The sequence below is a fragment of the Ditibartonella apis genome (genome assembly GCF_001952075.1).
In the GTDB taxonomy this organism is placed as follows: Bacteria; Pseudomonadota; Alphaproteobacteria; order Rhizobiales; family Rhizobiaceae; genus Bartonella; species Bartonella apis.
The window spans coordinates 202,807-225,096 of the sequence record NZ_LXYU01000001.1 but is presented as its reverse complement, the minus strand read 5'-3'; the positions used below and the strand labels follow the sequence as shown (position 1 = coordinate 225,096).

The 22,290-nt window shown below is 47.6% G+C and carries 8 protein-coding genes; 2 read left to right on the top strand and 6 right to left on the bottom strand.

Annotated elements, in window-relative coordinates:
* Window positions 1-164 precede the first annotated feature (164 nt).
* The 3 genes from PEB0122_RS00940 to hrpB form a co-directional block, all read right to left on the bottom strand.
* The gene (locus PEB0122_RS00940; protein ID WP_075869687.1) at window positions 165-725 is read right to left on the bottom strand and encodes an ActR/PrrA/RegA family redox response regulator transcription factor; all 561 of its coding nucleotides are present in this window, start codon (window positions 723-725) and stop codon (window positions 165-167) included.
* 73 nt (window positions 726-798) lie between these two features.
* Window positions 799-2,100 carry an ActS/PrrB/RegB family redox-sensitive histidine kinase gene (locus PEB0122_RS00935; RefSeq protein ID WP_075869946.1) on the bottom strand — a complete coding sequence of 434 codons (1,302 nt, stop codon included), beginning with the start codon at window positions 2,098-2,100 and terminating at the stop codon, window positions 799-801.
* Window positions 2,101-2,216: 116 nt separating this feature from the next.
* Window positions 2,217-4,712 (bottom strand): ATP-dependent helicase HrpB, encoded by a 2,496-nt coding sequence (hrpB, locus tag PEB0122_RS00930; protein WP_075915250.1) that lies wholly within the window; start codon window positions 4,710-4,712, stop codon window positions 2,217-2,219.
* A gap of 120 nt (window positions 4,713-4,832) precedes the next feature.
* Here hrpB and PEB0122_RS00925 point away from each other — a divergent pair, with 120 nt between their 5' ends.
* Both PEB0122_RS00925 and gyrB read left to right on the top strand, forming a co-directional pair.
* Window positions 4,833-5,177 (top strand): RidA family protein, encoded by a 345-nt coding sequence (locus tag PEB0122_RS00925; protein ID WP_075915249.1) that lies wholly within the window; start codon window positions 4,833-4,835, stop codon window positions 5,175-5,177.
* A gap of 657 nt (window positions 5,178-5,834) precedes the next feature.
* Complete coding sequence (gyrB, locus tag PEB0122_RS00915; protein ID WP_075915247.1) at window positions 5,835-8,264, top strand: DNA topoisomerase (ATP-hydrolyzing) subunit B; 2,430 nt, start codon at window positions 5,835-5,837, stop codon at window positions 8,262-8,264.
* A 1,190-nt stretch (window positions 8,265-9,454) separates the two neighbouring features.
* Here the strand turns inward: gyrB and pncB are convergent.
* From pncB to PEB0122_RS00900, 3 genes are all read right to left on the bottom strand, one after another.
* Entirely contained in the window at window positions 9,455-10,759 is a 1,305-nt protein-coding gene (gene pncB, locus PEB0122_RS00910) for a nicotinate phosphoribosyltransferase (protein WP_075869693.1), read from the bottom strand.
* Between the two features lie 117 nt (window positions 10,760-10,876).
* A complete protein-coding gene (locus PEB0122_RS00905) occupies window positions 10,877-19,471 on the bottom strand; it encodes a glycoside hydrolase family 94 protein (RefSeq protein WP_075915246.1) in 8,595 nt (2,864 codons plus the stop codon).
* Between the two features lie 342 nt (window positions 19,472-19,813).
* Window positions 19,814-22,108 carry an NADP-dependent malic enzyme gene (locus PEB0122_RS00900; protein WP_075915649.1) on the bottom strand — a complete coding sequence of 765 codons (2,295 nt, stop codon included), beginning with the start codon at window positions 22,106-22,108 and terminating at the stop codon, window positions 19,814-19,816.
* Window positions 22,109-22,290: the final 182 nt, after the last annotated feature.

Below are 22,290 nucleotides of genomic sequence, written 5' to 3'. Positions count from 1 at the left end.
CTAGGCTTCACAGAGAATCCAGACAATCTTGGGCAATTCCATATATTTCTGGTGACAAGTTTTTAAAAAAATGGGGCGTATGCGACAATAATCGATATTCATCATACCGGAACCGCGACAGAGGTTGCCAAGCAGCATATCGGTTTTCAGCCGTCATTTTCATTTCATCGCGGTGCGCGTTTTGCCAGAATACGTTGTAAAGTACGCCGGTGCATGTTGAGCTTGCGGGCGGTTTCAGAAACATTACGGTCGCACATTTCGTAAACGCGTTGGATGTGTTCCCAACGTACCCGATCCGCCGACATAGGATTTTCCGGTACCGGAGCTTTTTCACCGGCGTGGCGGGTTAAAGCTCCGAATATGTCGTCGGCATCGGCAGGTTTCGAGAGATAGTCGATTGCGCCAAGTTTTACAGCATTGACAGCCGAAGCGATATTGCCATAGCCGGTCAATACAATCATATGGGTGTCAGGGCGGATTTTACGAATTTCTTCAATGACATCAAGCCCGTTACCATCCCCCAATTTCAGATCAACCACCGCATATGCTGGTGGGCTATGGCGCACATTGGCGATGCCATCTTGCACTGATTCGGCCATAGTCACATTGAAACCACGTGTTTCCATGGCACGCGCCAAACGGTGAAGAAACGGCTTGTCGTCGTCAACCAGAAGCAAAGAAGTATCGGCCCCAATTGCATTCTGATCATGTGCAGTGTCAGTCATTCATCGTCCTTTATCGGCTAGGGGTAAAATCTACCGCTTGATTGTCAACATTAGCCTTGACTGCGACAAATTGTCAAATCGTGTTGGACTTGGTCAACCCCTTTCTACTCCATGCCAGATAGACTTCTGCACCGAACTCTTTTTTGGGACTATTCCGGAAGCGTAAAAGCGCTCCCGATCGTTCGAGCAGTGTTTTTGCAATGAATAGTCCAAGTCCCAATCCGCCTCCCTGACTATCGGTATGGCGGCTTGTGGTATAAGGTTCGCCAATACGATCGAGAATGGAAGGATCGTAGCCATGACCGTCGTCGATAATCGTGAGTGCTACATATTTTTCATTCCATTTATATTGGATGATAACCTTGCTGCGTGCAAAATCGACGGCATTTTCCAATAGATTGCCAAGACCGTAGAGGATGCCGGGATTCCGAGGGAAAACCGGTTCTTTACCGGTTGTTTCACCTTTTTCGAAAACAATATCGATACCGAATTCGCGAAGCGGTTCCGAAACCTCTTCTAGAAGTTCCAGAAGGCTCAGATGGGAAAGATGTTCTTCACCTTCACTGGAAAGTGTTGTCAAACGTTTCAATATGTTCCGGCATCGCTCGGTCTGGCTTAACAGAAGGCGCAAATCGTCGCCAATGTCCGGATCATCCTTTAATCCGTTATACATTTCCTTGACGACAAGCTGGATTGTTGCAAGCGGGGTGCCAAGTTCGTGGGCCGCAGCTGCTGCAAGGCCATCCAGTTCGGATAAATGTTTTTCGTGTTGCATAATAAGTTCGGTAGCACTTAATGCGTCGGCAAGGCTTCGGGTTTCCTCCGCAACCCTATAGCCATAGGTCGTCGTAAATATGAGCGAGGAAACAATTGCCGTCCAGATGCCGTCAACAAGAAGCCTTGGCATTTCAATAGTATGACCGGAATACCAAGGCAAAGGTTCGGAATAGGTGGAGAGGAAACTTGCCAGAATGATGACCAGCAAATTGAGAAAGATGATGTGTTTTCTTGGCAGTGAAGTTGCAGATATTACCGCCGGAGCAATCAGTAAAACCGAGAAAGGATTTTGCAGGCCGCCTGTCAGATAAAGCAAAGCGGCATACTGTAAAATATCGATACCCAGAATGGCAGTAGCGACATTCGAAGATAAGCGGTCATTGATCGAATAAAAGAATGTCAGAAAAATATTGAGCCAAATGGATGCAGCAATCAATATTGCGCACGGGACAATCGGGAACTTGAAGCCCAGATAGACCGAAACAAAAGCAATTGTTATCGTCTGGCTGAAAATAGCAAGCCAGCGTATGCGGATGAGCGTTGTCGAACGCAAGCGGCGCGAATAGGTGGATGTGCGTTGAAAAAATTCCTTTTCCATCAATTTTGCCTTTGCCAATTTTGCCTTTGCGAAGTGAGCTCGTCTATTTATTCGGAAAATCGGTTAAACGAAACAATGTCGTTTCATCATGTTTAAAGCTGATATTCGGCTTCATTTCAACTGCCGCGCGGCTTTGTGCGCCGCGTCGGGAGTGCGGAGAGCGGGTCTTCCGGCCACGGGTGTTTCGGGTAGCGCCCGCGCATTTCAGCTCTTACATCGGCCCATGAACCGCGCCAGAAGCCCGGCAGATCACGCGTGATCTGGATTGGCCGGTGGGAAGGGGAAAGAAGTTCGAGAACAAGTGGTATATGTCCATCGGCAATGGAAGGATGTTGACTGAGCCCGAATAATTCCTGAACGCGGACAGAAATGAGTGGCGCTTCCCCTTCATAGTTGATCGGAATGTGAGATCCCGTCGGTACAGTAAAATGGGTGGGGGCTTTTTTGTCTATTTCGTTTTGAAGCTGATAAGGTACAAGCGATAGAAGACCATTATAAATCATTTTCCCGCTTATTGTATCAATCCGTGCTTCTCCGTGAAGAAAGGGCAATAGCCAGTCGTCGAGCTTTTTTAAAAGTTCTTCATCCGACATATCAGGCCATGGTTCGCCCAAACCACGGTGTAACCATTGAAGACGGCATCTTAACGCGATGGTTTCTTTGGTCCATGGGAGAATATCGAGGCCGTAACGCCTTATAGCCTCGATAACGGCATGGTCGGCTTCTTCACCAGAGGGGAGAGGTAGCGGTTTTTCGCTTAAATTGATTGCTCCAAGTTTTTGAATTTCTCGTGCACGGAAAGAACGCGATTGCACATCGAAAGAAAGGTCTGTGTGGCCTTCTATTTTATCGGCTAGTACGTTGCAGATTGTTTCTTCGTCGATTTTTGCAGCGGCAAGAACACGCGCCTCTTCGGCTTTTCCCATCATATCGGCAACCACCAGATAATCCGCTTTGAAAAGGTATGAAAATTCATCAACTGCAACACCTCTTCCATTGGCAAGCAAAAAACGTCCCCTATTGCCCCTTGCTTTTGCAACGCGGTCAGGCCAGGCAAAAAGTAGGAGCCGCCCTGCTTGATCGACAGAAAGTGCGGCCGAATTTTCAAACCCGATTTTGCTGTCAGGCCGACTATCGAGCCATTGTCCTTTGACAAGACGTTGAACGAGCAAGCGCGCTTTTTTTGCCCGGTCGGATTGATCAGTGCGGAATTTTTCAATTCTGTGCCCGATATCGTCGTCGTTTCCGCCAAGTCCCCGTTCTGTCAATATCACGGCAATCTCGCTTGCCAAACGGGTCTCTTCTATGGTCTTTGTTTTGATAAACATGGCAGAGAGTCGCACCGGCAAAGCCGTTTCACGCATTTTCTTGCCAATGGGTGTGATGCGGCCGGTTTCATCAATCGCATCAAGTTTTTTTAACAATTCGCGTGCTTCAACGATTTGCGGTTTTGGCGGCGGGTCAAGAAAGACAAGTTTTGATAAATCGGTAATTCCGAATGCAGCACTATCAAGCACAAGGTTGGAAAGATCGGCTGAAAATATTTCGGGGGTCTGAAAATCTTGCAGTGATGAGGTTTGTCCTTCGTGCCAAAGGCGCACAGCAATACCACGTGCTGTTCTTCCTGCACGACCGGCGCGCTGGTTGACCGAAGCGCGCGAAGCTCTCACTGTTTCAAGTCTTGTGACCCCCGTTGAAGGTTCAAAAACCGGCACACGGGAAAGTCCGCTATCAATAACAACGCCGATACCATCAATTGTGAGAGACGTTTCGGCAATAGAGGTTGCAAGAACCACTTTACGAAAGCCCTGATCGGCAGGTTTGATTGCTATATCCTGTTCTTTAATGTCCATGGCTCCGTAAAGAGGCGCAATAATGGTATTTTTATCTACCTTGTCGGCAAGCAATTGCGCCGTTTTTTTTATTTCCCTTTGTCCGGGAAGAAAGGCGAGAATACTTGCAGGCTGTGATGACAGCCAATGACGGATGGCTTTTGCCATAGCTTCTTCGATAGTATCGGTTACCTTTCGTGGTTGATAGACAATATTAACGGGAAAGCTTCGTCCTTTTGATTCAATCAGAGGCGCTCCCTGAAGGACTTTTTCAATTCTTGCTCCATCAAGTGTTGCCGACATGACAAGAATTTTTAAATCAGGGCGCAATCCCTCCATTATATCAAGCGTCAATGCCAAACCGAAATCGGCATCAAGGCTACGTTCATGAAATTCGTCAAACAAAACGGCTGCTGCTGATGATAGTTCGGGATCGTCGAGAACCATGCGTGAATATACGCCCTCGGTTACCACAAGAATGCGCGTGTTTTTGGAGATTTTTTTATCAAAGCGCATGAGATAGCCGACAGTTTCACCGACTTTTTCACCAAGGCGGGATGCCATTTGTCGTGCAGCAGCGCGCGCTGCCAGACGCCTTGGCTCAAGCAGTATGATTTTTTTATTTTTGCACCAATCCTGTTTTAAAAGATGAAGGGGCACAAGTGTGGTTTTGCCAGCACCCGGCGGGGCAACGAGAATAGCTTTTCCTGTTAAGCCGAGAGCTTTGTCGAGTTCGGGAAGTGCTTCGGTTACCGGAAGGGTTGGTTGACTTTGATTCATATAAACTTTGATAATATTGGAAGCGTGGTCATGAAGATAAATGAGAAAATAGACTTTTGCTCTTGATATGCCAATAAATAAAGCATTTGACGCGAAATAATATTCATTGAGGGAAAATGGATGACGATAAAACGTATTGATGCGAATAAGCGGATGAGCGAAGCCGTGATCTATAATGGTATGGTTTTTCTTTCAGGACAGGTCGGAAGTCCCGGGAAAACTACCAAAGAACAAACAGTCGAAGCGCTCTCGGCAATTGATCACTTGTTAGCAAAGGCCGGAACCAACAAATCCCGATTGTTATCGGCAACAATCTGGCTTGCCAATATGGTGGATTTCGACATTATGAACGAGGTTTGGGAAGCATGGTTGGAAGAAGGCGCGGCGTCTGCTCGTGCAACATGTGAAGCGCAACTTGCCTCTCCTCTCTATCGGATAGAAATAATTGTGACGGCCGCATTGTAAAACCTTTATTCTTTGGCTTCTTGTCAAAGTTTGAATTGTTTTTTTGCACGGAAGCGGATGCGCGGAATATAAAAAGTCAATGCTTGTTTCCAACGCCGGTTGATGAAAGAAATCATAGCATTTTCGCTTTGCTTTTTATCCGCAATGGCCTGTTTTGCTTGTTTGAAGCAACAATATGCTTCTTTTGGAATGCCTTGATAAGGGCGCTTTTGCAAAGCTTGAAAGAACGCCATTGGAAAACAAGCTTTTCAAGCTTTGACAAAACAATAAAACATAACGGCATATGTGATTAAACTGCGCTTAAATATTTTATTGAAAAACAATTATGGCGATCGTTTTGTTGGGAGAAGAGGTTTTGCATTGAGACGAATGCAATGTGAAGAGGGGGATGTTTAAGAATTTATATTTGTCCGATTAGTTCATACTCTGGATAAATCATAAAAGGACAATTTTTAATCGCCTTTCGGGCTTTTTCTAAAAATACGGTCGATTTCAATATAAAGTCCCTGAAACAGGCTGCACACACCGTCTATCCACGGGAAAAACGCTTAAAAAACTTGGTAAATCGGGGGCCATGGCGTATAAATAAAAGGCTTGCCCGCCTTGATTCGTAAGGCGGTTTAACACAATGTTTTCAAAGCAGAAATGGACTGACTTATGAGTGATCAAACAACACAGCATCAAGAAGGCGAATATGATGCCGGATCCATTAAGGTACTTAAAGGCCTTGATGCCGTGCGCAAGCGTCCGGGGATGTATATTGGCGATACCGATGATGGCTCGGGTTTGCACCATATGGTCTATGAAGTTGTCGATAACGCTATTGACGAGGCGTTGGCCGGCTATGCAACTCTCATTACAGTGACGCTTAATGCCGATGGCTCTTGCACGGTTACTGATAACGGGCGTGGAATTCCGACAGAAATTCACCCGACAGAGGGTGTCTCGGCTGCTGAAGTCATTATGACACAGCTTCACGCGGGCGGTAAATTTGACCAGAATTCCTATAAAGTTTCTGGCGGTCTTCACGGTGTTGGTGTCTCGGTTGTCAACGCATTGTCCGTTTGGTTGAAATTGCGTATCAAACGCAAGGGCAAAATTCATGAAATGAGTTTCACTCATGGCGAACCGGATGCTCCGCTGAAAGTTGTTGGCGAATGTGGCGATGAAACCGGTACCGAAGTTACATTTCTTCCCAGTACCGAAACATTCACGATGGTCGAGTTCGATTTCGATACGTTGGAACGGCGTCTTCGCGAGCTGGCTTTTTTGAATTCGGGTGTCCGTATTCGTTTGACAGATCGCAGACACGCCGATGTTCGTGAAGAAACATTGCATTATGAAGGCGGGCTTGTCGAATTTGTCAAATATATCGACCAGTCCAAAAAGCCGCTTATTCCCGAACCTATCTACATTAACGGCCAGAAAGACGGTATGACTGTCGAAGTGGCCATGTGGTGGAATGATTCCTATCATGAAAAGGTTTTGTGCTTTACCAATAACATTCCCCAACGCGATGGCGGTACACATTTGGCCGGTTTCCGTGGTGCATTGACGCGTCAGGTCAATGGTTATGCAGAAACATCCGGCATTGCCAAAAAAGAAAAAGTCACTCTGACAGGAGATGATTGTCGTGAAGGTTTGACAGCAATTTTGTCGGTAAAAGTACCGGATCCTAAATTTTCATCTCAAACCAAAGATAAACTTGTTTCGTCCGAAGTACGGCCGGTGGTTGAAAACCTTGTCAATGAAGGGCTTTCCAACTGGCTTGAAGAACATCCGGCCGAGGCAAAAATTCTGATCGGCAAGGTTGTAGAAGCCGCCGCAGCCCGTGAAGCCGCGCGTAAGGCTCGTGAATTGACCCGTCGTAAAGGTGCTCTGGATATATCATCACTTCCAGGTAAACTAGCCGATTGTCAGGAACGCGATCCGGAAAAATCGGAAATTTTCATCGTCGAGGGTGATTCCGCCGGTGGGTCGGCAAAAAGTGGCCGTGCCCGTCAAAATCAGGCTATTTTGCCTTTGCGTGGCAAGATTTTGAATGTTGAACGCGCCCGTTTCGACCGTATGCTGTCGTCAGATATGATTGGTACTCTGATTACCGCACTGGGTACATCAATCGGCAAGGACGAATTCAATCCCGATAAATTGCGTTACCACAAAATCATTATCATGACCGATGCCGATGTTGATGGAGCCCATATTCGCACATTGTTGTTAACGTTCTTTTTCCGTCAAATGCCGGAATTGATCGAACGGGGCTATGTCTATATTGCCCAGCCACCGCTTTACAAAGTAACGCGTGGCAAATCTTCCCAATATATCAAGAACGAAACAGCTTTCGAAGAATCGCTGATTGATGCGGGCCTTGAAGGCAGCGTACTGGAACTTGCCAATGGCGAAATGCGCGCCGGTGCCGATTTACACCAATTGGTAGAAGATGCGCGTATGATAAGATCCATGCTTCATGGCTTGCATACGAGATATAACCGGACTGTTGTCGAACAGGCAGCAATCGCCGGTGCACTCAATCCGGAAGCTCTTTCGACGAAGGAAAAAGCTCAGGAAACAGCCGATCACGTGGCAGCTCGCCTTGATATGATTGCCGAAGATATGGAACGTGGCTGGACAGGGCATGTGAATGACGATGGTGGCTTGCGTTTCGAGCGGGTTTTACGCGGCGTCAAAGATGTTGTCGTCCTTGACATGGGATTGATTGCTTCGACAGATGCAAAACGGATCGACAATATGTCCCATCATCTTGACGAAATTTACGGAAAACTTCCGGTTTTGCGGCGTAAAGATACGACAGAAACAATTTCCGGTCCGATATCTCTTCTCAATACCATTTTTGCAAATGGTAAGAAGGGACTTACAATGCAACGCTATAAAGGCTTGGGCGAAATGAACGCCGAACAGCTTTGGGAAACCACACTTGATCCCAATGCACGTTCGCTTTTGCAAGTTAAAATCGGCGATGCGCAGGATGCTGATGGAGTTTTTGCAAAATTGATGGGTGATGAAGTGGAGCCCCGCCGCGAATTCATACAGGAAAACGCTCTTAATGTCTCGAACCTTGATGTTTGATCGGCGTGAAACAGGCGGGAAATGTTTAGCACGCCGGTAATAAACGGCACTTGATCGAAGGCTCCGGCACCAAAACGGAAATATTTTAAATCGGGATAAATCGCGTTCTTTTTCAAGGGACTGTTTTCAAAAGCCGGCCTTTTCGTGGCCGGTTTTTTATTGCCTTAAAACGCGAAAAGTCATGCGTAGGAGAAGGGGCTTTTAAAATGGAAAAATTGTTGTAACTCATCGGGCTTAAAAATGACGTGGCAGTCAGTCGATAATTTTTGAATGAGATTTTTCAACCGCCTACCGAGTGCAATTTATAAAATTGCGACGTACGACTTGGATTTAAAAAATTGGAAGTCATTTTTTATGGTGTTCGCACCACTGACTATGAAGCAATCGCGTTTTTAACAATTGATTTCATAGATACGAAAATTTGTCCTCCATACGAACGAGCTTTCTAAAGTCTATCGTTTCGGATCAATGAAATAACCGATGTCGCTGACTGAATGAGGGGAACAAACATTTCAATCATTTTGATGGGAATGTCCCGTGTGGTTTCAGCTTTGCCGGAATTTTTAATCTATTCAAAGTGCGAAGTAGAAAGAAATAGGTTCGCAAATTAACTCCTGTCCGCCATCGTTTTCCCAAATGTGATTTTTTGGCCAATAGGCAATAGCACGACAAAAGACAAAATGCGTGACAATCGCAATATGACGGAACATGCCAGCAGGCGGGGAACAGTGGGCAGGAGGCTAAAGAAAGGGGGAGAGTGCTCAAAGCTTTCCTACATTAATGATAAATGCCATTGCTAAATCATTCTTAGCAAGTGAGCAGAAAGCCTCGACACCTCTGCTTAAAATGTGTAAGGGATGTTTGACAATTTGGAAAGCCTGAAAGTGAAAAGAAAAAGGCTCGAGAAAATCAATTGGTTATTAATAAAATCTTAGCCGGAGAAAACGTTTTTTCATCAAAAGTTGGTTCAGGCTTTTTGCTTCCGCGCTCCTTGTAAGCTCTATGTGAAACGGAAAACAAAAGTTACAACTGACAAAAAACAAAAATCGGATGTCATGTCAGCACACCCTCTGTGACGTTCCCTTTCCACCTTCGTCGTCGCTTACATGGGTGCACAAAAAATTCCCGCCACTTGAACGTGACGGGAGTGATAAAATTCGCATTATGAAAAATTGTCCGAATAAAGTTTTTTAAACCCTTACCGGCTTCGACACACGTTCTTCATTGCCGAAGAACTGCAGGTAACGGCGAATTTCATTCGGCTCGCCAATTGCTTTTTCAGGATTATCCGAAAGTTTAACTGCCGGTCTGCCATTGGCATGGGTAACTTTGCAAACAAGCGAAATCGCATCCAGTTCTTTGATGTCATTCGGAGCACAACCGACAAAATCATTGGTCAGATTGGTTCCCCAGCCAAAGCTCATGCGAACGCGACCTTGAAAATGCTTGTAAGTTTCTTCAATCGTATCGACATCCAATGCGTCAGAAAAAACAATGAGTTTTTCGCGCGGATCTTTGCCGTGGTCTTTCCACCATTTGATGATCCGCTCGCCGCCTTCAATCGGCGGGGCACTATCCGGACGAAAGCCGGTCCAGTCGGCAACCCATTGGGGCGCATTGCGCAAGAACGCAGCCGTACCGAAAGCATCAGGCAGTGCAATTAAAAGATTACCGCCATAATAACGGTTCCAGTCCTGCATGACACGATAAGGGGCCGTGAGCAATTCCTCGTCATTATTGGCAAGGGCTGCAACAACCATTGGCAATTCATGGGCATTGGTGCCGATTGCTTCCAGATCGTTGTTCATAGCGAGAAGCACATTGGAAGTGCCGGTAAACGAGTTACCGATACCTTCTTTCAACGCTTCTACGCACCATTGCTGCCACAAAAATGAATGGCGCCGGCGTGTACCGAAATCGGAGATACGGATATCGGGATATTTTTTTAGCCGCTCGACTTTGCTCCACATTTTGGCTTTTGCCCGTGCATAGAGAATGTCGAGTGCAAATCGTCCAAGATTGCGCATAGCCGCACGCGAACGCAATTCATTGATGATCGAGAGTGCGGGTATTTCCCACATTGTAGTATGGGTCCACGGCCCCTCGAAATTCAAAATATATTGCCCGTCTTTACGCGTCAGCTCGTAATCGGGCAATTGGAAGCCTTGAAGCCAATGAAGAAAATCGGGGGTAAAAATCTGCTTGCGACCATAAAATGTGTTACCCGCAAGCCAGATCATTTCCTTTTTGGTGAATTTCAAAGTACGGGCATGGTCGAGTTGTGCCCGCAATTCCGCTTCATCGATTTCATCGGCAAGCCGGACCGTCTTGGTACGGTTGATCAACGAAAAAGTGACATCGACGTCGGAATAAAGTCCCCAAATCATTTGCAACATCAGGAACTTGTAGAAATCGGTATCAAGAAGTGATCTTATAATCGGATCAAGCTTCCATGTGTGATTATATACACGTTCAGCAATATCAGTTCGCGCCATAGCACTTTCAATCTGTTTATTGTCTCTACCCTATGGGAAGAACGTTACATTGATAAAAGGACAAAGGAAAGTAAAGCCTTCGCGAGGAACTTCAAGGAGTTTTTAAACTCCTTGAAGTCATTTAGTTATCGTCAGATTGACTTCATGATGTCCTGTTTTTTTCAATCCGATGCCGTTTTCAGGCTTTTCAACTTTCTTGTCATCAACTGTCAAAGCAGGATTTTTACCGCGGGTAACTTTGATCACATAAGTTGAATTATCGAATTTGACGGTCGCTTCGTAACCCGGCCAGTCTTTTGGAAGACAAGGCGTGATATAAAGCTTGGAGCCTTTACGATTGATGCCCAGAATAGATTCTGTAGCAGCACGATAGAACCAACCGGCCGAACCCGTATACCATGTCCAGCCACCCTGGCCACGCCGTGGCTCGACCGAATATATATCGGCAGAAATCACGTAAGGTTCGACGCGATAGACATGCGGATTTTTTCCGTGTGAAATCGGGTTGATCATTGAAAAGACCTGATAAGCCTTGTCGTTATCGTCGAGTTTGGCAAGTGCCAGAATGCTCCAGATTGCACCATGGGTATATTGACCACCATTTTCACGAATGCCAGCCGGATAACCCTTGATATAACCCGGTTCAAGTTCGGTTTTGTCAAAGGGTGGCCAGAACAGACGGATGAGTTCACCCTTTTCGTCGAGCAAGTGCTCAAGCATGGATTGCATGGCCTTTATTTGATGTTCTTTCGTTCCCATACCCGAAATAACACTCCACGACTGGGCAATCGTATCAATTTGGCATTCGTCATTGGTGTGTGAACCCAAAGGTTCGCCATTATCGAAATAGCCCCGACGGTACCATTCTCCGTCCCATCCACTGGTTTCCAGCGCTTTGGTGAGCTTCTCCAGATGATGTGTCCATTTTTTGACGCGTTTTTCATCCTTGCGTTCTTCGGCAATCGGAATGAAAGCCTTGAGAGCTGTTCCAAGGAACCAGCCGAGCCAGATGCTTTCACCTTTGCCGCCGATACCGACGAGGTTCATCCCGTCGTTCCAGTCGCCTCCGAGCATTAACGGTAAACCGTGTTTGCCCGTCCGTTTAACCGCAAGATCAAGGGCAAGCGCGCAATGCTCGTAAAGTGTTGCGGTTTTTGGCGACATGGCCGGCTGGAAGTAGCTGTCGTGTTGGCCTTCCTTGAGTTTGTCGCCTTCAATAAAGGCAATATCTGTATCAAGAAATTCATGATCGCCTGTGGTATTGACATAAAGAGCAGCACCATAGCCGAGCCAGGCCACGTCATCGGAAATCATTGTTCTGACGCCTGCACCGCTGTCGGGGAGCCACCAGTGTTGTACATCGCCTTCAGGAAACTGGCGCGATGCGGCATTGATGACCTGTTCACGGGCAAGTTCCGGCTTGAGCAGCAAGAGTGACAATGTATCCTGCAACTGGTCACGGAAACCGAAGGCTCCACTTGCCTGATAGAATGCAGCCCTTGCCATGATACGGCAGGCATAGGTTTGATAGGGGAGCCAGTTGTTGACCATCAGATCGAATGAACGGTCTTTCGTCTTGACCTGTAGGCCGGAAACAAAATCGGTCCATTCTTTTTTCTCTTTTTCAAGAATAGAGCTAAATGTTTCTTTACGGACGCTATCAAGGAGCTTTTCGGCTTCAACCCGGTTTTTAGCATTGCCGAGATAGAAGATAATTTCTTTCTTTTCACCGGCTTTAAGCTCGATATCGAAAGCAAGAGCAGAACATGGATCACGTCCGGCCTCGACCGTATTGGAAAGGGGCTCTCCTTGCCGGATTGCTTGCGGATGTTTAACCGTTCCGATTGCACCGATAAATTCTGTTCGGTCGGACGTAAAGCTTGAAGGAGCATTCGACGCTGCAATGAAGCTTACATCATCGGATTTTTCTGTGTGATATGGGTTGCGAACAAAAAGCGCACCGCGTTTTTTGTCGTAGTCGGGTATGATAAAGGGAGCATTTTTAGCTCTGACTGTGCCCAATACCCATTCGACATAATCATAGAGTCTCAGGCTTCTCGAGGTCTTGTCTTCGTTTTTGATGACAAGCCGCGATAGTCTTATTGGACGTTTATTGTCGACCGTGTGGGTCAATTCAAGGCTTATTGCACCATGTTTTGATGTGAATGTCGAATAGCCGAGGCCGTGGCGTGCTTCATAGAGCGCGCCGTCATCGCATTCAACGACCGAAACCGGAGAGAAACGCTTTAACGAACGGCGGTCTACAATGTAGAGAGCTTCGCCCGGACGGTTGACAACAGGGTCATTGGCCCAAGGCGTCAATTGATAATCGCGACTGTTTCCCGCCCAGGTAAAGCTTGAACCTTCCGCAGAAACATGAAAACCGAAATGTTCGTTGGCAATGACGTTGATCCATGGATTTGGTGTCGCGTTTCGCCCTGAAAGGCGGATAACATAGCTGTTATCTTTGTCAAAACCACCATAACCATTCCAGTAGGCAAGGTTTTTCCCATCGGGGAGCGGGCAGGATTTATGCTGGTCGCCGATAATGCCGATAGAAGTAAATTGCCCTTGTTCGAGCGGCATAACAACTTCTTCCTGTTTGCCGCTTTTACGCTGGGTGACTTTGCCATTTGTGTGTGACTTGCTTGTCGATTGGGTCGTGTCAGCTTTGTTACGGTTGGAGAGGTCGGAATCGATATTTTCCATCCGCTGCATCTGTTCGGCAAGCGAACCGTTCTGTGCCTGCAATACGATGCGGGCACTGGCAAGCAGGGTTTTGAAACTCTGTTCGTTCATCTGGTCACGACGGACAGTGAAAATATGCTGGCGCCCGTCGGCTTCGGCCGTACGGTTACGATAGCCTTCGCAGATCCATTCGATCGCTCTCTGGGTATCCTGAGCGTAAGAAAATGCCCGTTCGTTCAGAATGACGATATCGACAGTCAACCCCCGCATCCGCCAATATTCATGCGCTTTCAATAGTCCACGCAAGACTTCGATATCTGCTTCATTATCAAGTCTGAGAAGGAAGATCGGAAAGTCGCCGGATATCGACATTGGCCACAAATCCGATTGTTTACCGAGATTTTCAGCCAGTGCTTCCGACGGCAAGCGCCAGGTGCGATCCGGATAAATAAGCGATGTCGCATATTTCTGGTAAACGACCGATTCTTTCGGTTTGATACCAAGCTGGTAAAGGGAGACTTGCGAACGTGTCCAAGCAAGCGAAAATTCGCGCTGGAATACGTTCGGCTGACGGTAATATTCGACTTGCGAGGCAAGTTTTTCTTTTGAATTTGCTGCAAATGTCCAGAAGATAAGCGCGGCTTTTTTGCGTGCCGGAACACGCACACGACATCTTATTGCTGCGATAGGATCAAGCACACATCCCTGACTTCCGGTCAATGTTGCACCACGGTCAAAGGCCGCAGGACGGCGGATAGAGCGTCCGCGACCAATAAAGACGCGACGATCGGTTTCAGCTTCCGCATCACGGACAGCACCCGAAGTATCGGTGACAAAATGGGCAACATGGATTTCCGGATCATTCGGATCGCGTTTACGGCGGCGCGCATAAATTGTGCCACCATGATCGGCAATTTCTGTCTCTACGAACATACGTGAAAAAACGGTATGTGCCGAATCCGTCTCGGGAGTTGTCAGTACCAGTTCACCATAAGACGTGATTTCAAGAATACGATCTTTCGCGGTGGTATTGACAAGTTCGATACGCCGTCCTTCTCCGTCACCTTCCGATGCAACGATACATTCGACGGTCGATTTTATACCATCGACTGTTTTTGTGTATTCGGCCTTTTCATCGGTGAAAACGGTTGAGGCTTCTTCATCGGCAACGCGTGTCGGCTCGCCGGTTGCAGACCACCAGCGGCCGGAGGCAGGATCACGCAAAAAGATGAAAGTGCCTTGCTGATCTTCAGCTGCATCAGGCATGAAACGGGTGACAGCAATATTGTTCCAGCGACTATAGCCGGAACCTTTGCCGGTCAACATGACCGAATAATTCCCGTTGGATAAAAGCAGGGTCGAGCGTGGTTTGGTAAGCGGGGCTTTGATGACACGCACGGGCGCATCTTCAAAACCTCCGGCATCACTACGCATCGGATTTGCTGTTTTTGCATGCACCATGGGAATTTCGCGGGGCGCTTTTTCCTGCAACAGCAATTGTGCCGCTTCAATCACCGGATCGCTATGGAAACGGTCTCTCATGCGGCCATCGAAAATGACATTATCAATTGCCAGAATGGACATGCCATGGTGGTGGGCATAGTAATTTTTAACCACTGCACATTTTTCACCTTCACGCAGGCGTGCCGGGGTGAAATCAACTGAATCGTGGTACCCATATTCGCCAAGCGCGCCAAGTTTGCGCAAACGTGCGAGATTGGCAACCGCTTCTGTCGGCATATATTGGGCAGCAAGAATGCTTGCATAAGGGGCGATAACCGCATTGCGCGAAAGCCCACGTTGTAGTCCGAGACTGGGAACACCAAAATTGGAATATTGGTAGTTCATCTGTTGGTCGCGCGCATTAAACGCTGCTTCCGATATGCCCCATGGCAATCCACGTTCATTGGCGTATTGAATTTGTCTACGAACCACAAGCCGGTTTGTCTGGTCAAGAAGTGACCCCAAAGGCTCGCGCATAACAAGTGGTGGCATCAGATATTCAAACATCGAACCGGACCAGGAAAGCAAAGCCCCCTTCCAGCCGACCGGTACCAGCATACGACCAAGACGGAACCAATGCTCGACCTTGACATCACCTTTGGCAATGGCAAACAGGCTCGAAAGGCGAGCTTCCGAAGCAAGCAGGTCATAACAGCTTTCATCAAGCTCGTTTTCCTGAACACGGTAACCAATAGACATCAGACGGCGTTCCGGACGTTCAAGGAAATCGAACTTCATATCAAAAGCAAACTGACGTGCTCTTGCTGAAAGATCACTCAAACTCTTGCGTAAAGCCTCTGTATCATGATCGGCTGTTGCGTCATGTGTGTGGGCTTCGCATGTCTCGATCAGGCATTCGGCCCATGAAACGGCATGACGCGATTCATCGCTGCCGATTTCACCATCTAGCTCGCTTGTGAGACGCCCTATGTCATTTGCAGCAGTTGTAAGATTTGCAGTGCGGAATGTTGCCGTTTCCGGTTCGTCCATAATCGAGCGGACAGCCCTGCGGAAATTGGCAATGCGTTCTTCAATTCTTCTGCGAAGCGGGCGCAGGATGCGACGGTCATCAGGGATGAGGTTCAGCGTTTCCTGCAAAATGTCGTTAACGTCGAGAAGGCCGGCAAGATCGCCTTGTAAGAATACTGATGGTGCTTCTGACCATTCTTTTAAAGCCGCAGCCAATGTTACAAGATGACCGGCAAGATTGCCCGAGTCGACAGTCGAAACATAACTCGGTACCAGAGGCCGCAAAGTGTCGGTTTCATACCAGTTGAAGAAATGCCCGCGGAACCTTTCCATCTTATCCATTGTATCGAGTGTGCGTTCGATACGCTGGATGGCGTCATCAAAACTGACCCAGCCGAAATCACGTGCGGCAACCGTTGAGAGCAAATAGACGCCGATATTGGTTGGCGAGGTTCTGCGAGCCAGAACCGGTACCGGATCTTCCTGAAAATTGTCGGGGGGAAGAAAATGGTTATCGGCATTGGCGAAAGTTTCGTAATAATGCCAGGTGCGGCGGGCAATGCGGCGCAATTCATTTTTGTCGGACGGGCGAATTTCAAGAGAATCCTGAAAAACAGCCGAGCGGCTTACAATCCACGCGATAAGCGGTGAAAAAAACCACGCAAGCCCGAAGGGTAGGGCCACAAAAACTGCCGAATTATGAAGTGCTGCCGGCAGTGCAATCGAAGCCACTCCGATCAATGCAGCCGGCCACATGGTTGTGACGTAATAGGAAAGCGTGTTTGGCGAAGAGCGTGTTGCTGCCGAGGTTTTCCATTCAAGTAGATGCTGATGCGATACAAACATGCGATAGAGTGTACGGATAATCGCATCAACCATATAGAATGCCGAATAGGCAAGGAATGTTGTACGCAGTGCAACATCTGCCGTGCTTGTGGCAATATTTGTCAACACAGATTGGAAGTGGCCGCGCAAGGAATTATCCATGCTCGTCGGCATAATGTTGCGCAAAACACCAAGTGTGGGTGCGGTAAACATACCAAGGAGCAGAAATAATTGCCAGAAAACCGCTGTATGAAGGGGCAAAACACACCAGCCTGCCAATGAAGCGATAATCCACATAAGCGGTGTGAGCGAACGCCGCAGATTATCCTGCATTTTCCAGCGTGTGATGAGGTTGATATTGTGACGGGTGAAGAGATAAGGCAATAATTGCCAATCACCACGGATCCAGCGATGATGGCGCGCAACATCGACATTATAGGCTGTCGGATAATCTTCAACCACTTCGACATCACTGACAAAACCAACGCGCGCATAACCGCCTTCAAGAAGATCATGGCTCAAGACGCTGTTTTCACGTACCTTATCAGCAAGTGCTATTTCGAATGCGTCAATGTCATAAAGGCCTTTGCCGGTATAGGTGCCTTCACCCAAAAGATCCTGATAGGTATCGGAAACGGCAAAAACATAAGGGTCTATGCCGCGATTGACGGAAAAGACTCGTTGCAGGAATGACGCATCATCACCGGTGGTGAGCGATGGTGTCACGCGGGGTTGAAGAATGCCATAACCACTTTTAACCGTATGTGTTTTCTGGTCAATGACCGGACGGTTTAACGGATGATTGAGTTTTCCGACAAGACGTGTAACCGCCTCGGGGGTGAGCCGTGTGTCGGAATCAAGTGTCATGACAAACCGGCAATCCATTGGCAAACGTGGATCGGTCGGGAAGAAACTGGTATCGCGATCACCACGCAAAAGCAGATTCAATTCATGAAGCTTGCCGCGTTTACGCTCCCAGCCCATATAGCAACCTTCACTTGCATTGAAGAGACGGTGGCGATGCAAAATAAAGAATAATGGCTGCCCGTCTCCGCGATAATGCCGGTTGAGATCGGCAATGCCTTTTTGTGCATATTCGAGGAGATCCCGATCGTCTGCCGTTTCTTCTTTGTTAGAGTCGGCCCAGTCGGTTACCAATGCAAAATAGATGGCACCTTGCGGGTTCGAGAGGTAGTGAACCTCGAGATTTCTTATCTGTTCGTCGATAGAATCGCGCGAGGTTATCATTGTCGGAACAACAACCAGCGTTTTGGCCTCTTCGGGAATGCCATCTTTATATTCATAACCGATCAGTCGCCGCGGTTCGACAGTCCAGGCAACGAGAGTATTGAATAGCGCAAAAGCGGTATCCATTGTCGGGAAAAGCGCAAGAGCTGTAAAAGTTAACGTCAATGCATGGCTTAGGCCGGCTTCCCTCAGCAATGCGTATACTGCAAGCAGGATCAGAATTGTTATGACAGAAACCGGAATGGCAATGCTGAAAATTTTCATTGCGCGGAACGAACGCATGAAGCGCGTCGAGAAAGGGCGATCATAATTGCAAGCCTGTTCAAAAGCTTCTCGTCCCGGTCCGACGAGGTACCATGCAACAGAAGCGCCGGTTTTTATACCGTCTTTCTTTGCATTCTCGACCATTTCGATTGCTTTTTTCGTCACCTCGAGTTCGCTTAAAGGTGAGCGGCGTGCAATTTTTTCAATAATGACGCGATAGGTATTGCGCGACGGAAAATCGATTTCGCCGAAATCACTGTTTTCACGCAACAGAAAATCAACATGGCTGACCGTTTCAAACCAGTATGTCCAGTCAACGTCATCAATAGCTTTCAAGGCACGAATGACGTTCCCCATGGTTACGCCACCGGTTGATTGGCGTGAATGTTCTTCGGCTGTTGCCGTTTCCGGATCACTCCCGTGACGATGCAACTGCTCTTCAAGCCAATTCAAAGCAGTCGTTGAATCGACTGATGCGCCACGTAAACGATAAAGAAGATGGGCGGCAAATGTTGGGTCGGCAACGAGAGCCTCGTAAGTTGAAAAAATGCCTTGAAGCGCATCGTCACTTTCGGCCAGTGCCATTTTGTCGGCTGCCTGATTTGCAAATTGCCGCATCAGGCGGGCTTTTTCGATGCGCATGGAAAGCCGCCGTGCATTTTCGATGAGAACCATACGGACGGCTGAAGGCAAAGCCCATAATTCACCGATCTGGAAGTCTGCAACCTGTTGGTAGCCGTTGACCATGGCTGTCAATGTTTTTAACGAAAAGCTGCTATCGGTATGAGCTACATAGAGCCATGCCAGTGCAAAAATTCTCGGCAGTTCATTTTCGCCTTTATAAGGGGGAAGCTGTTTGACAAATGCGCGCGGAAAATCACGACGTGCTTGCTGGATGGTCTTGTCAATTGTGTAATGATTGTCGAGCAGCCATTGTGCTGCCGGTGTGATGGTTTCGTTGTTGCGGGCAGCAGCGTCGGTTGAACGGAAAGTATGAAGGATGAGCTTGGAATTTTCGGTGAGCCGTTCCCTGAAATCGAACGGAGTATATTCCGGCAAAACAATTTTTTTACCTTCGGCCATCTCGTGGGCGAGCTGCTGCAATTCCTCTTCCGATTTGAAAGTCGAACGGATTGGAAAAGCTGTATCAGGAAGATAGCGTACTTCCGTTTGCTGAGAAAGAAGCCATTTGATTGATGATGCCGTTTCCGCCATTTTATTTAATCCTTGCCCTAGAAAGCCTGTTCGACAGAATTTAGCCTGTTCTTTTAACGGTAAACTATATCTTTTTTATTAAACCCGGTTTTCAGTTTTTTTGGTAAACGTAAAACACTTTATATTACATGTTGGTAAAGATATGACGCAGTCGGAAAAATTGCATTAAGCCGAGCACATTATAAAAGGAAATTCAGCCCCGGCCTTGATATATTAGCATAGTTTGGCGATGAAAGCCTGCCAGCATTTGAATAGGCTTTAAAAAAATAAATGGTTAACATTTAACCCGTTAACAAAAGCCCCGCTTTTTTCCAAAAGCGAGGCTCTTTAAAAGTTAAGATATTATTTTGTCGTGTTATAGGCAGCCAAAGCTGCCATTGTAACAATATCGGAATCACGCGCACCTAAAGGTACAATCTGTGCCGATTTTTCAAGACCGACGAGAATGGGGCCAATCAGGGTTGCACCACCGAGTTCCTGCAACATTTTGCTGGAGATCGAAGCGGAATGGTAGCCCGGCATAACCAGAACGTTTGCCGGTTCACTCAATCCCATAAAAGGATATTGCTCCATCATTTTCGGGTTAAGCGCGACATCGGCACTCATTTCGCCATCAACTTCAAAATTGACATTGCGCGCTCTCAACAATTTGACTGCTTCCTGAATACGTTGGGCCCCTTCGCCCTTCATATGACCGAAAGTCGAGAATGCGAGAAGTGCAACGCGGGGTTTATACCCCATATCCTGAGCAAATTTTGCTGCTTGTTCGGCAATGTTGGCCATTTCTTCCGAACAAGGATGTTCGGAAATAGCTGTGTCGGCTATAAAGACCGTGCGGCCACGGCAAATAGCCATAGAAATTCCGACGACCTGTTCGCCGGCTTTCACGTCGATAACGCGGCGGACATCTGCAAGTCCGGTTTCATAATTTCGCGTAACACCGGTAATCATCGCATCAGCGTCGCCCAATGCCAACATGCAAGCAGCAAAATGGTTGCGGTCATTATTGATATAGCGGTGACAGTCTCTCAACAGCCAGCCTTTGCGCTGCATTTTGCTATAAAGATAATCGGCATAAGCATTGTTGCGTTCCGAAAGGCGTGCATTAACAATTTTTATGCCGGATCTGTTAAGGTCGATGCCTGCTGATTGCGCTCTTTGTTGAATAACGTCTTCATGTCCGACCAGAATGGCACTACCGAGGTTCTGGTTGATGTAAGAAACAGCTGCACGCATCACCTGTTCTTCCTCGCCTTCGGCAAAGACAACCCGTTTCGGATTCTGGCGTACGCGATTGTAAACGCCGCGCATAGTTGCAGCAATCGGGTCACGGCGAGCACGCAAATCCCGCGCATAAGCTTCAAGATCGGCAATCGGCTTGCCGGCGACGCCACTTTCCATTGCCGCTTTGGCAACTGCTGTTGGAATGGCCGACAACAAGCGTGAATCAAACGGCACCGGTATAATATAATGCGGCCCGAATTTAAGCCTGCTGCCACGATAGGCTTCCGCTACATCGTCAGGCACTTCTTCGCGGGCAAGTTGGGCTATTGCTTTGGCAGCAGCGATTTTCATTGTTTCATTGATCGTGCTCGCACGTACATCAAGCGCTCCGCGGAAAATGTAAGGGAAGCACAGAACATTATTGATCTGGTTCGGATAATCCGAGCGCCCTGTTGCCATAATGGCATCATCACGTACTTTGGCCACTTCTTCCGGAGTGATTTCAGGGTCAGGATTGGCCATGGCAAAAATGATCGGCTTTGGCGCCATGGATTTTACCATTTCGGGTGTCAGAGCACCTTTGGCCGAAACGCCGAAGAAAACATCTGCCCCCTCAAGTGCCTCGGCAAGTGTACGCTTGTCGGTCTTGACTGCGTGGGCGGCTTTCCACTGGTTCATATTTTCCTGACGGCCTTCATAGACGACGCCCTTGGTGTCGCACAATATGACATTTTCCGACTTGAACCCCATGGCTTTGATGAGTTCAATGCAGGCAATACCGGCAGAACCGGCGCCGTTGCAGACGAGGCGGGTATGTTTCATATCCCGTCCGGTGAGGTAAAGCGCATTGATAAGGCCTGCTGTTGCAATAATAGCTGTCCCATGCTGATCGTCATGGAAAACCGGAATGTTCATCAATTCGCGCAAACGGCTTTCAATAATGAAACAGTCCGGAGCCTTTATATCTTCCAGATTTATTCCGCCGAAAGAGGGGCCGAGATAACGTACCGAATTGATAAAAGCTTCAACATCGGTTGTATCGACTTCAAGGTCGATGGAATCGACATCGGCAAAACGTTTGAACAAAACGGCTTTGCCTTCCATGACCGGTTTGGAGGCAAGAGCACCGAGATGACCGAGCCCCAAAATGGCCGTGCCATTGGAAATAACTGCGACAAGATTGCCTTTGGCTGTATAATCATAGGCAAGTGCCGGTTCTTTGGCTATCGCTTTTACAGGCACTGCAACACCCGGCGAATAGGCCAAAGCCAAATCATGTTGCGTTGCCATCGGCTTTGTCGGGACAATTTCGAGCTTTCCCGGACGCCCGCGGCTGTGAAAATCCAGCGCTTCCTGTTCCATCGTGCTGTAAGATTTTGTTTTATCGGAGTTTTTTTGATCTTTTTTTTTCATTTTTCTATCATTTTCTGGTGTAGCGAATGTGTTCGCTCCATTTGAGCCGGTCAAAATACGACAATAACCCGAAATTATGGATTATCTATAAAAAGAAGTCCAATTTTTTCTCACTCCTGCATATAGTGTCCGGACGTTTCGGGAAACAAATTCTGACGACATTTCAATCGACAAGAGTTGGG

What these genes read in the sequence shown, in the direction of transcription:
- PEB0122_RS00940 (WP_075869687.1), bottom strand. Translation starts at nt 725, where the DNA reads ATGACTGACACTGCACATGATCAGAATGCAATTGGGGCCGATACTTCT.
- PEB0122_RS00935 (WP_075869946.1), bottom strand. Translation starts at nt 2,100, where the DNA reads ATGGAAAAGGAATTTTTTCAACGCACATCCACCTATTCGCGCCGCTTG.
- hrpB (WP_075915250.1), bottom strand. Translation starts at nt 4,712, where the DNA reads ATGAATCAAAGTCAACCAACCCTTCCGGTAACCGAAGCACTTCCCGAA.
- PEB0122_RS00925 (WP_075915249.1), top strand. Translation starts at nt 4,833, where the DNA reads ATGACGATAAAACGTATTGATGCGAATAAGCGGATGAGCGAAGCCGTG.
- gyrB (WP_075915247.1), top strand. Translation starts at nt 5,835, where the DNA reads ATGAGTGATCAAACAACACAGCATCAAGAAGGCGAATATGATGCCGGA.
- pncB (WP_075869693.1), bottom strand. Translation starts at nt 10,759, where the DNA reads ATGGCGCGAACTGATATTGCTGAACGTGTATATAATCACACATGGAAG.
- PEB0122_RS00905 (WP_075915246.1), bottom strand. Translation starts at nt 19,471, where the DNA reads ATGGCGGAAACGGCATCATCAATCAAATGGCTTCTTTCTCAGCAAACG.
- PEB0122_RS00900 (WP_075915649.1), bottom strand. Translation starts at nt 22,108, where the DNA reads ATGAAAAAAAAAGATCAAAAAAACTCCGATAAAACAAAATCTTACAGC.